The 15,411-nt window shown below is 44.5% G+C and carries 11 protein-coding genes; 5 read left to right on the top strand and 6 right to left on the bottom strand.

The genetic code is table 11. The annotated features are described in order from the left end of the window. Positions 1-6: 6 nt before the first annotated feature. From uvrA to V202x_RS12360, 6 genes are all read right to left on the bottom strand, one after another. Entirely contained in the window at positions 7-2,625 is a 2,619-nt protein-coding gene (gene uvrA, locus V202x_RS12385) for an excinuclease ABC subunit UvrA (protein WP_145175016.1), read from the bottom strand. A gap of 99 nt (positions 2,626-2,724) precedes the next feature. Further along, on the bottom strand, positions 2,725-3,276 hold the full coding sequence (rimI, locus tag V202x_RS12380; RefSeq protein WP_144986241.1) for a ribosomal protein S18-alanine N-acetyltransferase: 552 nt from the start codon (positions 3,274-3,276) through the stop codon (positions 2,725-2,727). 335 nt (positions 3,277-3,611) lie between these two features. Then, positions 3,612-3,929, bottom strand: a complete 318-nt coding sequence (locus tag V202x_RS12375; RefSeq protein ID WP_145175014.1) for a hypothetical protein — start codon at positions 3,927-3,929, stop codon at positions 3,612-3,614. Between the two features lie 180 nt (positions 3,930-4,109). Then, positions 4,110-5,438 carry a PhoPQ-activated pathogenicity-related family protein gene (locus tag V202x_RS12370; protein WP_197993361.1) on the bottom strand — a complete coding sequence of 443 codons (1,329 nt, stop codon included), beginning with the start codon at positions 5,436-5,438 and terminating at the stop codon, positions 4,110-4,112. A 109-nt stretch (positions 5,439-5,547) separates the two neighbouring features. Beyond that, positions 5,548-5,985, bottom strand: a complete 438-nt coding sequence (locus V202x_RS12365; protein WP_145175008.1) for a hypothetical protein — start codon at positions 5,983-5,985, stop codon at positions 5,548-5,550. 111 nt (positions 5,986-6,096) lie between these two features. Next, positions 6,097-7,104, bottom strand: coding sequence for a DUF1559 domain-containing protein (locus V202x_RS12360; protein WP_145175005.1), 1,008 nt, complete (start codon positions 7,102-7,104; stop codon positions 6,097-6,099). An 838-nt stretch (positions 7,105-7,942) separates the two neighbouring features. On the opposite strand from V202x_RS12360, the gene V202x_RS12355 reads away from it, so the two are divergent. From V202x_RS12355 to murG, 5 genes are all read left to right on the top strand, one after another. Then, the gene (locus V202x_RS12355; RefSeq protein WP_197993360.1) at positions 7,943-9,361 is read left to right on the top strand and encodes a UDP-N-acetylmuramoyl-L-alanyl-D-glutamate--2,6-diaminopimelate ligase; all 1,419 of its coding nucleotides are present in this window, start codon (positions 7,943-7,945) and stop codon (positions 9,359-9,361) included. 54 nt (positions 9,362-9,415) lie between these two features. Beyond that, a complete protein-coding gene (gene murF / locus V202x_RS12350) occupies positions 9,416-10,816 on the top strand; it encodes a UDP-N-acetylmuramoyl-tripeptide--D-alanyl-D-alanine ligase (protein ID WP_145174999.1) in 1,401 nt (466 codons plus the stop codon). Positions 10,817-11,110: 294 nt separating this feature from the next. Next, a complete protein-coding gene (mraY, locus tag V202x_RS12345; protein WP_145174996.1) occupies positions 11,111-12,217 on the top strand; it encodes a phospho-N-acetylmuramoyl-pentapeptide-transferase in 1,107 nt (368 codons plus the stop codon). A gap of 213 nt (positions 12,218-12,430) precedes the next feature. Next, on the top strand, positions 12,431-13,987 hold the full coding sequence (locus V202x_RS12340) for an FtsW/RodA/SpoVE family cell cycle protein (protein ID WP_145174993.1): 1,557 nt from the start codon (positions 12,431-12,433) through the stop codon (positions 13,985-13,987). Between the two features lie 89 nt (positions 13,988-14,076). Then, positions 14,077-15,228 carry an undecaprenyldiphospho-muramoylpentapeptide beta-N-acetylglucosaminyltransferase gene (gene murG / locus V202x_RS12335; RefSeq protein WP_145174989.1) on the top strand — a complete coding sequence of 384 codons (1,152 nt, stop codon included), beginning with the start codon at positions 14,077-14,079 and terminating at the stop codon, positions 15,226-15,228. The last annotated feature ends 183 nt before the right edge of the window (positions 15,229-15,411 follow it).

Below are 15,411 nucleotides of genomic sequence, written 5' to 3'. Positions count from 1 at the left end.
CGTGTTTCAATTCGCAGTCGTCAGATGTTTGAGCGCTATTCCAGTATAAGATGTCGGGTGTAACGCAACTTCACTAGGCGTTCCTGTAACGACAATACTCCCTCCCTGCTCTCCGGCTCCTGGTCCAAGGTCAATGATATGGTCAGCATTTGAGACGACCTGCAGATTATGTTCAATGACAATGAAGGAGTGTCCTGCCGACAGTAAATGTTCAAAGCAGTTCAAAACATGTTTCACATCTAGGGGGTGCAAGCCACACGTGGGTTCATTCATCAGAAACAGTGTTTTGTTGCGGCTCGTTGTGGTTAAATAGGCCGCCAGTTTTAAGCGTTGGCATTCACCACCCGAGAGCGAAGATACCGGTTGCCCTAACGGGAGATAGCCCAGGCCCACATCTTTCAGTTGTTTCAGCTTCTTCTGTAACGCCGCTTGGCCTCTGAAAAAAGGGAAGGCTTCATCAACAGTTAATGCTAACACCTCGGCGATATTAAGTTTACGATATTTGATCTCCAGCAATTCACGTTGATAACGCTTACCATGACATTCCTGGCAGACCATTGTGAGGTCACCCAGAAATTGTAAATCGATGTCTATCAATCCAGTTCCTTTGCATTCGTGGCAGCGGCCACCGTTTTTGCTATTAAAACTGAAGTGTTTTGGGGAGAGGTTACGTAATTTCGCGTCGGCTGTTTGGGCAAAAACAGCTCTGATGTCATCGAACAGATTGAGATATGTCGCCGGTATGCTACGTGATGTCTGACCGACGAGAGCTTGATCAAGTAAAATCACCTCATCAATTTGTTCAACACCCGTAGTTGATTCGCAGAATGAAAATGTCTCAGCAGTTGTGGTTTCGGTCATTAAGTCAGAGAGCACAGGAAACAATGTTTGCTCAATCAAACTGCTTTTTCCGCTACCGCTGATACCTGTGACTACGGATAATTGTCCCAATGGGAATGAAACGGTCAGGTTTTTGAGATTATTTTGAGTAACATCATGGAGTGTGAGCCATTGAGACGCTTCATTTCTGGGAGCCGATTTCAAAGTTTTGATTGAGGGGGCATTCAGAAAATTACTTGTAGGTGTAGCTGTTGTTGCGATTAACTTCTTATATCTCCCTTCAAAAACAACTTTCCCCCCTGCTTTGCCCGCAGCAGGACCCAATTCCACAATGTGATCAGCAGTTCTTATGAATTCTGCATCATGCTCCACTACAACGACGGTATTTTTTAAGTCACGTAGTTTGTGAAGCACAGAAATCACGCGATCATTATCAGCAGGATGGAGCCCGGACGAAGGTTCGTCTAGTACATAAAGTGTATTTACAAGGCTCGAAGATAAAACAGAGGCTAATGTGATTCGTTGACTCTCTCCGCCAGAGAGGGTTCGGACCGATCTGTTTAAGGTGAGATAGCTGACTCCCAATTCGTTTAACAGGGCTAAACGGTCCTTGATCTCACGGAAAATGGGTGAAAGGCGCTGTTGAATGGGAGCACTTGTGCCCTGACTCAGATTTTGAAACCAGTCAACAAGTTCTAGAATCGGGCGTTGGCAGAGTTGATCGAGATGGTAATTTTGTACGTGTACTGCAAGTGCTGATTCATTCAACCGACTCCCATTGCAGGCTGAACAGATCTTAGTTGTTTTGGGATTAGCTTGGGGATCTGAAACAACCCCCGATCCCTGACAAAGCGGACAGGCTCCTGCCGGGCTGTAGAAATTGAAAAGCTGTGGCTCGGGAAAAATAAACTGTTTACGGCATTGAGGGCAGATTAATTCCGTCGAGAAGTCAAATCGAAACCATGTTTTCTGATCGATAATAAAGGGGAGCCCAATATCGGACTGCACTAGTTCCGTTTGTTCAACTAGTATCGTCGCGAGCCCAGAAGATTCCTGAAAGGCGATTTCCAGGCTGTCTAGAACACGTTGCTCGTCGAGGTTTTTGGTATTCAGGCGGTCAAGAACGACCAAAAAATCATCCCATTCCTCATCGACATGAGTGAAGCTGTCTGACAAGTTCACAGTTTCGTGATTGATAATGACACGAGTAAGCCCCTCGCGAGTTAAATCTTCAATAACTTCAGCTGTCGATCGTTCCTCTGTCTTGGTAATGGGGAAGCTAATTTGATATCGGGTATTAGCTGGAAGAGTTTTTATGAATGCAAAGACGGATTCAGGAGATTGGGGGGTTACGGGCAGTTGGCAATCGGGACAACTGATTTCACCCAGCGATGTATAAAGTAAGCGCAGGTAGTGATGAATGCCTGACTCGGTTGCGACAGTCGGTTCAATACCTTTAGCCGTAGAATGCTTCCGTGTATTTTGTTTGAGCGCGATGGCAGGTGGGATGTGATCGATGTGATCAGCATCGGGTTTAGGGAGCTGATTGAGGTGCTGCCTGGCTGAAGTGGAGAGAGTTTCTATGTAACGCCTTTGACCTTCAGCGTAAAGCGTATCAAAAGCAAGGCTGGTTTTGCCTGAGCCACTGACTCCACAGATGACAGTCAGCTGATTTAGAGGAAGATCCAGGTCGATACTTTTCAGGTTATGAACCCGAATGCCACGCAATTGAATCATTGATGTTGGTTGATCGGGAGAAGATTCGCGTGGTGACTGTTTTGCCATTAGCCCGAATTCGGGGAAAACGTCTTTTTTTAGAGTTTAATGCCAATGAATGGAGCAAATATCGCTATGGATTTTTTGAACTTGCTTTTGTTAATCAATTCAAGCGGCATCTGAAGCGTCGAGATAATTACTGATTCGATTCTTGGGAGAGAGCCCCGGGGCGAAGTCCTGTTCTGAACGTTCTAAGCGATATTGCAAAACGTAGGCGTCTTCTTCTGCATCTTCAAAGTAATTTCGTAATACAGAGACAGCACGAAAATCCATCTTACGAAAAAATAGTTGCGCTTCAAGGTTGGTTTCACGGACTTCGAGTGTAATTTCTCGGCGACGTTGTTGAGAAAGTTTATCAATCACCCGTTGGACCATTTGGCGACCGATACCCTGTTGCCTGTATTCAGGTGCAACAGCAAAATTCAATACCTGAATCATCGACTTATGAAGTTCATAAATCATGAATCCTACAATCTGATGATTATATTCTGCCACCATCCCAATACAGTTTCTTTGTCTCAAGCAGCTGAGAAAATACTCTTCGGTCCAGGTATACTCAAAACTTTCTTGCTCGATTTGAAGAACCTCTGGCATATCCCTCCGGATCAGCCAGCGAATTTGAACCATGAGATCCTGGTTAGAATGTTTATTGAGACTCATAGTGGCCTTCCTTGCTACTGATAAGTGCTTCAATTTGTACCTTTAACAGTTGCCGAATTCTTCATGAATTATTGCAATGGTCAGGTATAGAAGTAAAAAAATTTAATTTGGGTGTCCGAAAAGGATGTTACGGTTGAGGATGTGTTTCAAAGTATTGGAGACACCTAAAACAGCGAAGTAGATTCGCGGAACTTATCAGATGTGAGAATCGGCGCACAGAGGAATTTTCAATTTTTGTCAAAATAACAATTGATTAACAGCTCTCAAGGTACTGAGGAGACTCACGCAAGACTCAACTGGGTTATAGAACCACAGTTGAGATTTCAACGATGAGTTTACCCTTTGGGAGGGAGAGGCATACGCTTTTTAACCAGTAAATGATTAATAACCTCTTCAACTCCTGTGAGGGCTTGAACTCTCTTGCAGATATCTGGACATTCATCATCAAATTCCAGAACTCCTTCGAGGCAGACGCCATTTTTAGTGCGGCGGACAACTAGAGAATTCAGACAAACATCGGAATCCAGTGCCAGAGCATGTTGGATCTCACATTCCAGAGAATGAGGATCACTTAGTTGTAGTGCGGAGGTCCGATCCGCAACGGTTTTGGGGGGCATGACTTTTGAAGAGGGGGCGAGGGATTTCTTCTTCATGTGGTTGTTCCTTTCACCACTAAAATACGTTCCTTCTATCAGTTTCTCCGAGAGGCTAACAACCTCTACACATAATCTTAACATTCAAAAACAAAACTGATAGATCGAAAAAGAAATCTTCTCTGATTATTTTTAAAAAGAGCCTCCATTAATGGAAATAAAGAATTGGGGAAGAGTGGGTTATTTAGATGTTGTGATTGTACATAATGAAAAAGGGATTTGACCTATTGAGTATACTGCTTCCATGTAATAGGCGACATGACCTTTTTCAGGTTTGCTTATTTTAGCTAGATATACATTGTCTTCTGGGCTCACTTCTTTTGAGGTCCATTCTGCGTCGCGGAAATCTTTGTCTTCTGAGTAGGCGCTCCAGACTCGGACCTGTGCTGGTTTATTGATACATGTTAGTTTTAATTCATATTCGTTGGTGTTATCCCATTTGATAGCAGGAAGTTCTTTTCCTGTTGCAGCATGAATGAAAAACGCGCCGATTGTTTGCAGGGCATACTCGACTCCATCCCCCAGGCCATGACCTGCATTGGGAACCTGGAGGATATATTTGGGCCCGACCAGATCTGACCAGTAAAAACGCATGGCATCAACCACCCAGTAAGGGTCATTGGTGCCATTCACGAGCAATTTGGGAATTTTGATCTGTTGTCGATAGGTGTAAGGGTCCATCATCAGGCGGAGATGTTTTTCTCGGGCATTTTCTTCGCCTTCGACGATCAGTCCTTTACTTGTGTAATCGATGATTTGTTCGCTGTATTTGCCCCAGGTCGCAATTTGATGCTTCATCTGCTTGCGGAAATTGAGTGTGTCAATGACGATTGGCGCAGTAGCGATGATTCGCTTGTCTACAACCGGGGTTAGCCAGCTTGTCCATCCCCGTTTGGACGCCCCTGTAATGACAAAACCGTCGATTGCAAGGTTTCGTTTCTCTAAGGCGATTTCCTGAATCGCATCCATGGCTTTCACTGCGCTTTTAGCCATCGGGAACAGCAGTGGCCAGTTTTCGTCGCCGGTTTTGAGGTAACGCAACCAGGTTTCTGTAATCAGATCGTCTTCCTTTTTGCCATCGAATAGAGGCTGATTGGGAACCTGTGTGAGTAAAGCGATTCGGGCTCCAGTGGCTTTTGCCAGCAAAAATGCGGGCTTGAGTCGTTTTTCATTCGGACGAGATCCATTACTGCCACCTGTTACGAACAATAAAACCTTGCTGTTGATGCGAACGTTATCCGGTTCAAAGATGTAGAGCCAATGTTTCCAGGTGATTCCCTGCCAGGTTTGAGATGTCAATTCGACGGGATAAGCGGTAACGCCCTCATGTGAAAATGAATCGTGAATTTCCCACTTATACTCTGGTTCTTCTCGTTCGATATATTTGAAAAATGCTTCTGGGATTTCCTTCGCATCTCTCAATGACGCGGGAATATTGGAACTCTCTGCCGAAATAAATGATGTGCAGAGTGTGATTACCAACAGGCTTGTAACGACTCGTAAGAACATAGTAATCATCTCAATCTAGAAGTTGTATTAGTGATTTTTTTTAGGACCGTTTGAATCCTAATAACTGGTTGTTTTTCTTCTCAGGTTAACTATTAGAGAAGGAGTCTCGTTATTTTGTGGTTAATTCAATGACCCCGAGATCGGTTGGCTTTCCTTCGACGACAGAAAACTTAATATCCGATTTTTCAGGTTCGTCGTAGCGCTTATTGAGTTTATCGGGGCCGGTATAACTACGCGACATTACATCAAATTTCTTCCAGACGAATGTTAAAACATAATCACCTGGAGGGATTCCATCACCGGTCGTATAAGTTGAAAGTTCGAATGTACCACCTCGCTTGGAGATACTTCCAGAGGCAGTGGGATGTTCCGTGTCGATTTCGCCAGTATTGTGGCAGGTGATCTGAAGGGGGAAGTCAGGTTCCTTTCCATCAACCATGATTTTCCCTTTAACAGGATAGGTCTTTTTTGTGAAAGGTTCTTCAGGGCTTTTGCAGGAAAGGAGTAAGAATGTAGTCAAAACCAGAGATAAGGTCAGTCGTATCATCGTCACGCACTCTCAGAATCGTATAGAGTGTTTGAAAGAGGGGATTAAAAGCCGGCAGTATCTCTGTGGTGTACTGCCGGCAAACGATTAACTTAAGAAAGGCTTCGAGAATTAAAATTCTCCAACCACTTCGCCACCGGCCCGGGTGGTAAGTGATGCAAATGTGTAAGCATCCACATTTTGGCTAATGAAACGGACTGCACCATCTCCTAGCAGAAAATGTGCACCGCCTACATGGAAGCTTAAGAAACCAGTGCTTCTTGCATTACTGCAATTGATGGCACAAGGTCCTCCGCTGCCACCGTCAGTCCCATCTCGCAAGGATCCTTGATACCAATGTTCGCCGTTCAGGAAATCTCCCCAGGCACCACCGTTACTTGGGCCCAAGGCTACTGATAAAGTGGGGCTAATTGTTTGGCCGCTGTAGATATTCGTTCCTCCTACTCTCTCTCCGAGTAAAACAGTATTAGAGGAGCCATCGACGATATCGCGAATTCTAGTAATAGAGTCTCCAGGTGAGCCGGATGTATCTAGTCCCACAAAATTCAGCATTCCGCTACGGCTCGCAGCTGCCGGATGCCCTGTGTAGGCAAGAGAAGAATAAGTACCACGGACACCAGATGCAGGGCAATAGTCAGAACGAGCGGCAGTCCAGCTGAAAGGAAAAGCTGGGGCCAGGGTGTAGTCATGCACTGACGCTTCTGGTGTGGACGGACACATAAATACGGGGAGTGGTGTAGCAATTACTGATAAATTTTGTTGGACTTCTGGAATGGCTGCGAATTCGTTAATTGCAGGGTACGAGGAGTTCCACTGATTGTAGAGGGGGGCCTGATCTATAAGCGGAAGTAGCATGACACCGTAACCACCTGCCTTAATATTAGCCGGGTTCGTAGGGTCTAAAAACCAGGCGAAAGGGAAGCAGCGGTGAGTGTCATGGTAATTATGAAACGCCAGACCAAGCTGTTTCAAATTGTTTTTACAGGTAGACCTTCTGGCTGCTTCTCTGGCCTGTTGGACTGCCGGTAACAAAAGGGCAATTAAAATAGCGATAATTGCGATGACAACAAGTAGTTCAATCAGAGTGAAGCCTTTTTTCAATCGTGAGTGCCTTTGCATCTTCTCTATCCTTTAACAGATTGAAATGAGATCATTGAGAAAGGGGAAAGTTGGTGTACGAAGACTTTCTCCACACAGTTTTCCTATGTATCTAAATGTATCGCAAACCGAATGCCAGACTTGGCAGGATTTGCTAACGAGAACTCGCATTTTGAAACAATAAGCCTAAATGGCCTGAGAATCAGATACTTTTTGGAGAAGGGACATAAAGTAGCTGATAAGAAATAGCATATCGAGGTGCAGCTCTGTTATCTATAGTATTATTTATTAAATAGGTAAAAATACTAATATTAATTCTTATGTATAATCGCGTGAAATAGTAGAGATTCAGTGATAAGGCCTTGATTATTCATACCTGTAGTGTTCTTAGTTCGGGTCTGAAAATGAGGATATTTACTGTATAGAACCGTAAGGTTTTACTTGGTTTTGCAGGGACATTGAATCTAGTTGTGTTCGCAATTTTCCCAGTCGAGTGACTCCTGTTCGTTTCTGTAATAATTACAAGGAAGATTTGAAAACCACATTTTTTGGATATCCAGGGTTGACGATATTCAAGTAATTAAGAGAATGCCCTTCGTTTTCAGAAAGCAGCATTCTGATCACATCTAAGTTTGTTCTCTCCCATGCCGATTCCGGCTTTTATTTTTTTATAATCAATTTAGTCAACGAAGTTTCTTTCAGCCATCTCGCCTTTTAATTAATTGGTTTCCCTGAAATGCATGGTTCTTACCTCACTTCCATGCCGTCTTCATCGCTCAGCTTATCCTCAGGATCAGTGGTTGTTAGTTTAAGAGCCCTGCTTCCTTCAGCTAGTTTTGTAGATTGTGCAGATATTTGTGTGACTTCAATTCAATCTGATAGTCGTCTCTGTAAACCGGGTGATATCTTTGCTGTCATTTCAGGCACAAGGCAGCATGCAGAGAAATTTATTCCTGAAGCGCTAAAGAATGGTGCTAAAGCTGTACTCACAGGGCGTCCTTTGACTGGACTCCAGGCCCCGCAGTGTATTGTTAATGATGTGCGCAAAGCTTATGCACTTGTCTGTTCTGAATTAGCAGGCTCACCTTCGCAGCAATTGCAGACTGTGGGAGTGACTGGAACAAACGGCAAAACAACCGTCTCCTGGTTGGTCAGAGCAATTTTGCAAAGTGCGCAACGAAAGACCGGTTTGCTGGGAACGGTAGAGTATCATGATAGTGTTTCAGCACGCCCTGCACCTTTAACGACTCCGGATGCGCAAGAGCTATCTCAACTCTTCTCAGAGATGGTTAAGAACAATGCAACACATGCAGTGATGGAAGTTTCCAGCCATGCTTTGGATCAAAGCCGGCTCGCAGGTACAGAGCTTTCGGTTGGTGTGATAACCAACGTGACGCAGGATCACTTTGATTATCATCAAAATATGGATAATTATGCTGCATGCAAGTCAAAAATCATTCAGCATGTCAAACGGGATGGAACGGTTGTCTTAAATTTAGATGATCCTGTCTGCCATTCATTCATACCGAACGTGAATGAATCAAAAACATTGTTGACCTATGCCATTGAAAATGTCGCGGATGTAACCGCATCTCAACTTCAGGAATCAGATAAGCAGTCCAAGTTTGAAATTTTGTATAACGGGTCTCGAGTTCCTGTCATTACGAATTTGATAGGAACTCATAATATTTCTAATTGTTTGGCAGCGGCAGCTGTCTGTCTGGTATTAGGTTTATCTTTAGCCGAAATTGCAGAGGGTATTAGCGACCTTGGATCTGTTCCTGGACGGATGGAGCAGGTCAATTGTGGCCAGCCATTTTCAGTTCTGATTGATTATGCACATACCGATGATGCTTTAAGGCACGCCATTCGTTCGGCAAAGCAAGTTTGTGACCGACGCGTTATCTGTGTATTTGGAGCTGGTGGAGATCGTGACATCTCAAAACGTGGCTTATTGGGCTTGGCTGGAAGCGAAGCAGATTTGGCAATCATTACGAGTGATAATCCGCGAAGTGAAGATCCAGAACAAATTATGCAGGCGATTGCTACAGGCTTTAGCGAGACAGGAGTAACACCAGAATTGATTGTGGACCGAAAAGAGGCCATATATCGGGCTCTGGAAATTGCCTGTGAGAGAGATTTGGTATTGATTGCCGGTAAAGGGCATGAATGTGAACAGATTATCGGAGATTGCAAGATACCATTCAGTGACCGTTTAGTTGTAGAGAATTATTTTGGAAATTTACACTCCAGGAAATCAGATAAGATTCCTGCTTAAAGCCTTCTTCAGAACTACCATTTATTAATTGTTTTAAAACCGAGAAAAAATAGCATGGATCGTGTGTCACTCAGCAAAATTAGTCAGGTTATACAGGGGAAGTTTATACGTCCCGATCTGATGATGTCCGATGTTGAGGGGCTTTCAATCGACTCGCGAAGAATTAAGAGAGGAGATTTATTCTTTGCGATCCAAGGCAAACGTCAGGATGGTCATCAATTTGTTTCAAACGCATTAGAGCAAGGTGCTCGAGCTTGCGTCGTAAAACAGGGACGTGAACCAGAAAAACTACAACAGCCACTCATTTATGTTGATGATGTTAACCGGGCTTTTGAGCAGTTCGCGAGTTGGTATCGGAGTCAACAACAATTAACCGTAATCGGAGTGACGGGAAGCGTTGGGAAAACGACAACACGTACTATGATTCATACGGCTTTGTCACCTTTCTTGAAAGGTATTCAAAGTCCTGCGAATTATAATAATGAATTTGGCGTACCTTTGAGTATTGCACAAATTAAATCTGATCACGCATATGCGGTTCTGGAGTTGGGGGCTTCGCATCAGGGGGAAATCCGAGCTTTAGCCAAACTTTCCAGACCAGAAATAGGAGTAATCACTGGGATTGGCCCTTCCCATCTGGAGCATTTTGGCAGTCTGGAACGAACGGCGGATGCAAAAGGAGAGCTCTTCGAACAGTTACCTGAAAATGGCTTGGCGATTTTAAATGGGGACGATCCTTTTGCTTCCTGTTTAATTTCTAAGGCTTCAGCGCGTACGTTGAAGATTGGGCTCGACGAGTCGAATGATTTCCGTGCGGCATCCCTCCGACAAACAAGTGAGGGAGTTTCGTTTAAGGTAGAAGGAATTGAGTTCTTCATGCCGGTACTTGGCAAACATTTTGTCTACCCTGCTCTGTTTGCCATTGCTGTCGCGAAAGAGTTTGGATTATCAAACCAAGATCTAGTTGAAGGTATTCGACAATTTACTACAGTGCAGGGCCGTTGTCATATCGAACAAATCGGCCCCTGGACGATCATCGATGATTCTTATAACTCAAGTCCGGTATCGATGAAAGCAGCTTGTCAGGTGATTCAGGGTTGGACTGGTACGGGTAAGCGAATCGTTGTAATGGGCGACATGCTTGAATTGGGGGCCGAGTCAAGCAGGTATCATCAGGAAATAGGTGAGTTGATCGCCTCATCAGGAATTGATTTACTTTTCGTTTGTGGAAAACAGGCAGAAGCAGTAGCAAAAGGGGCAATTTCTGGAATTCTCTCTCAAGATCAAGTGTTACAAGCGGCAGATGTCAGTGAAATACAAAAGGAATTTTACTCTCGGTTAGAGCCGGGAGATGTTGTTTTAATAAAAGGCTCTCGTAGCATGCGAATGGAACGACTCATTGAAAGTCTCAAACAGCAGGCTGCATTGAGGGAAGAAAAAATATCATGTGTCTAACGTTGTGATTTCATCATGTACTTTGGGTTTGCGGGAATCCTAAGTGCGTTCGTTTCGGCGGACAAATCAGCAAAGGAAATATGTGATTCATTGGGTCGATCACTCCACTGCTGTAGCATGATGAAATCATTTCCGGACGTCGAGATATGGGGTCTCGGCGTCCGGTCTCTCTTTTTTTGAGAAGTTACGACAATAAGGGGTAGTGAGTCCGTGCCGGATTAATTAGACTGCTAAGTTTGAAATCGACCCTTAGATCTTTTCCTGTGAACTAGTAGGCGGCGAGAAAATTACTTCATGATAATCTGGTTGTTGAAGACATTTTCTCCTTTGTTAGAACAACTTGAAGTGGTTTCAACGGGTGATTCGCGCGTCTTTCTTACTGCGCGGATTGCATTAGCCAGCATCTCTTCTTTTTTAATTGCCATATTGCTAGGCCCTATCGCAATTCGATGGCTGGAAAAACGCTTTCGCGAACGGGTCGATAGTGCTTCTGCCAGACTTAATGAAATCCATGCCTCTAAAAATGCGACTCCGACAATGGGGGGGATTTTTATTGTTGGATCCATCCTAATCTCGGCATTGCTTTGGGCGGATCTTTCAAATCGATACGTACAGTTGGGGATCTTTACAGCTACTGGTTTCGCATTATTGGGGGCTTATGATGATTGGATCAAACTTAGTACTAACCGGAATGGATTAACACCACGGCAGAAGTTGGTTGTTCAAATTGTGCTTGCCTGCCTCATAGGGACAGGAATCTGGTTTAGCAATTCCAGTTTAACTTCTGGTTTAGACTTGATTATGCCTGTGACTCGGATCACTTGTTACCTGGGTATGTTCTTTGTGCCCTGGTCGGTGTTAGTGTTGGTGGGAAGTTCCAATGCTGTGAATCTCACTGATGGCTTGGACGGGCTGGCCAGTGGTTGTATGGTTTTTGCTGGTTCTGCATTTGCCGGATTAACCTACCTGGCCGGTCATAAAGTGATGGCTGAATATGTACAAGTGCCTTACATTCCTGGTGCTGGGGAAATGAGCATTATTTTAGGAGCCGCTGTCGGTGCGGTTCTTGGTTTCCTATGGTTCAATTGCTATCCGGCTCAGGTTTTCATGGGAGATACCGGTTCGCTGCCTCTGGGAGCGTTATTGGGATTTGCGGCGCTCGTCATTCGCCAAGAGGCCTTGTTAGTGATTGCTGGTGGGGTATTTGTTGCTGAAACATTAAGCGTCATCATGCAGGTGTTCTGGTTTCGGAGAACAGGCAACCGCATACTTGCCTGTAGTCCTTTGCATAATCATTATCTGTTTAAAGGGCAGCATGAAATGAAAATCGTGGTTCGTTTCTGGATTTGTTCAGCATTACTGGCCATTATCGCGATTGCCAGCCTGAAGATTGCAACGTAAACCTGAAGTAGTTTGTTGATAATACGGTTTCTACCAGTCAGGAAATTCGACATGATTGGGAAAAGGCCTGTTATCACGATTCTGTCAGCTAATTCATCTGGCCGCTGAATGTTTCTCAATCGTGAATTACCAAAGGGCTTACGGCTGCGGCTAAATCAGATTGAAAGTCGATTTTATTGATATCCATCCGCAAAGAGCAATGAGATATTCAACATGAAGTCGGCTTCGCTTTTATCAAATCCAGAACATGATCGCAGTCTTTTTATCTCAATGGCATGTGCGTTGTTGGGGTTGGGTGTGCTCATGGTGCACAGCGCCAGTATTACGTCCTGGCCGACTGAATTTGAGCAGGTTTACTTATCAAAGCATTTAACGTTTCTGACGATTGCCGCCATTGTTGCTTCGGTTGCTTCTTATCTGCCCGCTCGTTTCTGGTATGATCGGGCTCCCCTTCTCTTTTGGGTCACGGTTGTTTTGTTAGCACTCGTGCTTGTGCCGGGAATTGGGACGCGCGTGAATGGTGCACAACGCTGGCTGAGATTTGGACCGATCTCACTGCAACCTTCTGAACTTGCTAAAATTGCGCTGCCCCTTCTGACAGTACGCCTTATGGTTCAACGCAGAACAGTTCTAAAGCATTGGATTAAAGGCACGGTCTTTTTACTGGTTCCTCTTGCAATTGTTATACCGCTTGTGTTGAAACAACCCGATTTGGGAACTTCACTTTTCCTGGTTGGTGGCGTCACAATCGCGTTATTTTTGGGAGGGTGGCCTCTGCGCAACTTTGTCGTGGGAGGGCTGTGTGCGATTCCCGTATTGGGAGTCTTAGTCGCATTGCGTCCCTATCAGTTAAAGCGTATCAGTGGATTTCTTGATACCTGGACCAATTGGCAATCGGCTCCCTATCAAGTCAAACAGTCTCTCATGGCTTTAGGAACCGGTGGAGTGACTGGATCTGGTTTAGGGAAAGGTGCTCAAAAATTGAGCTTCCTACCAGAAGCCAACACCGATTTTGTGTTTTCGGTAGCAGGTGAAGAGCTTGGTTTGATTGGAACACTTGGGATTGTCGGACTTTGGTTAGGATTGTTTCTTGCTGGTTACAATATTTTGCGGTCACAAAATCAGAAATCATTTGCTTATGTTGTGGGATTCACACTGTTACTGCAGTTAGTTTTGCAGGCGATTATCAATGTTTCGGTTGTGACAGCCATGGTACCTCCAAAAGGAATATCGCATCCTTTGATTAGTTATGGCGGAACGAATTTGATGGTGAGCCTGCTCTCTTTGGGTATTATTGTCAGCTTGACACGATCAGCTGGGGAAGATGAGTTACTCATCGATACCGACAGTGAAGATGAAGACAGGTCATTGTCAGAAGAGGCAGCGATCTCAGAACTCGCCACGATATCGCCAATCTATGAGGCTGAAGAGTCCGAAGACGAAGAGTCCGAAGATGAAGAGTCCGAAGATGAAGAGTCCGAAGATGAAGAGTCCGAAGATGAAGAGTCCGAAGATGAAGAGTCCGAAGATGAAGAGTCCGAAGATGAAGAGTCCGAAGATGAAGAGCACGAAGATGAAGAGTACGAAGATGAAGAGTACGAAGATGAAGAGTCCGAAGACGAAGAGTTCGAAGACGAAGAGTTCGAAGATGAAGAGTCCGAAGATGAAGAGTACGAAGATGAAGAGTACGAAGATGAAGAGTACGAAGATGAAGAATCCGGAGATGAAGAGTACGAAGATGAAGAGTACGAAGATGAAGAGGAGGCTTGACTGGGAAACTAAGTGGAATTCCTCTATGCTGTCACTTTCGATCAGTCTTTGAACTTTAATAGTATCTTCAGCAGTGATTCCTCAGTACTATGACCGAAACCATTTCAGATACGAAATTGATCGTTTTTGCAGGTGGCGGAACAGGCGGTCATTTGCTTCCGGGAATTGCTGTCGCTGAGCAGTTGGTTGCTCTCAGCCAATGTCGAATTACGTTTGTTGGTTCCAATCGATCAGTCGAGCAACAAATCATTAAAAGTTCTGGATACCAGCATCTCCCCCTACCTTCTTCCTCAACGAGTGATTTAAAACGAGCTCCCTTTCGTTTTCTGTGGAATAATAGCCGTGCGTTCTTTCGGACGCGTCGTTTCTTAATACGAGAAAAGCCGGCAGTCGTGATTGGTTTGGGAGGTTTTGCTAGTGTACCAGTTGTATTGGCAGCATCGCGTCTCAAGATTCCCATTGTCTTACTGGAGCAGAATACCGTACCAGGAAGAGCCAATCGATTTTTATTTCCACTTTCAAACCTGGTTTGTACCTCTTTTGCAGAGACGCCATTTGAAATCAAAATGACTCGAAAAACTGTGATTCCTGAGATTGTATTTACTGGAAATCCAATCAGAAAGGAAATTGTTCAAGCAGTTTCACAGAAAGAAAAAAGTACAACACCATCTGATAAAACTTCGATTCTGGTCTTAGGAGGCAGTCAGGGAGCCACTGCGGTCAATGCTGCTGTAATTTCAATGTTGGAAGAGTATTTGGACAAGATAAGCGGTCCACTTCATATGGTTCATCAAACAGGCATGCTTGATTTTTCAAATATTGAGCAAAAATATGAGCTGTTGCGAGAGAGGCATCCAAATCTCAAAGTCACGGTTCAGCCCTTCTTTAATGACCTTAAAAACTGGTATCTGCAATCTGACCTGGTAATCTCCCGAGCAGGAGCAACCACACTTGCAGAATTGGCAAGTGTGGGGTGTGCGACGGTCCTTATTCCCTTTCCGGGTTCTATTAGGGATCATCAGCTCAAAAACGCTCGATTTTATGCAGACCGGGGTGCAGCGACTATCGTATTGCAGTCTAAGGAATCTGATCTCACTGTCAGATTGCTGGGAGAGACGATAACTGCTTTACTGGAGGAGGATGAACGTAGAAGACAAATGAGGCAGTCGATGCAGGAACTCTCAATTCCAGGTGCTGCACGGCATGTTGCGGACGAGGTGGTAAAATTGATCGCCAAGTAATGTGTTTGTTTGTTCATTTTTTTGTGCTGTGAAAGAACTAAGACTAAATCAACGTGTCTCCTAACAGAGAAAACCGAACTTTCGATGGGGTTTTCGATGTTTTATGGAATCTGAAAACGCTAATGATTCACGAAGACGAGGCCATTTGTTACCTTTCTAGGTTCGTTAACTTAGTCGAGTGAG

This window comes from Gimesia aquarii (genome assembly GCF_007748175.1).
GTDB classification, from domain to species: Bacteria; Planctomycetota; Planctomycetia; order Planctomycetales; family Planctomycetaceae; genus Gimesia; species Gimesia aquarii_A.
This window is presented reverse-complemented; position numbering and strand designations above follow the sequence as displayed.

Coding starts and splice junctions, on each gene's coding strand:
- uvrA (WP_145175016.1), bottom strand. CDS start 2,625: ATGGCAAAACAGTCACCACGCGAATCTTCTCCCGATCAACCAACATCA.
- rimI (WP_144986241.1), bottom strand. CDS start 3,276: ATGAGTCTCAATAAACATTCTAACCAGGATCTCATGGTTCAAATTCGC.
- V202x_RS12375 (WP_145175014.1), bottom strand. CDS start 3,929: ATGAAGAAGAAATCCCTCGCCCCCTCTTCAAAAGTCATGCCCCCCAAA.
- V202x_RS12370 (WP_197993361.1), bottom strand. CDS start 5,438: ATGTTCTTACGAGTCGTTACAAGCCTGTTGGTAATCACACTCTGCACA.
- V202x_RS12365 (WP_145175008.1), bottom strand. CDS start 5,985: ATGATACGACTGACCTTATCTCTGGTTTTGACTACATTCTTACTCCTT.
- V202x_RS12360 (WP_145175005.1), bottom strand. CDS start 7,104: ATGCAAAGGCACTCACGATTGAAAAAAGGCTTCACTCTGATTGAACTA.
- murF (WP_145174999.1), top strand. CDS start 9,416: ATGGATCGTGTGTCACTCAGCAAAATTAGTCAGGTTATACAGGGGAAG.
- mraY (WP_145174996.1), top strand. CDS start 11,111: ATGATAATCTGGTTGTTGAAGACATTTTCTCCTTTGTTAGAACAACTT.
- V202x_RS12340 (WP_145174993.1), top strand. CDS start 12,431: ATGAAGTCGGCTTCGCTTTTATCAAATCCAGAACATGATCGCAGTCTT.
- murG (WP_145174989.1), top strand. CDS start 14,077: ATGACCGAAACCATTTCAGATACGAAATTGATCGTTTTTGCAGGTGGC.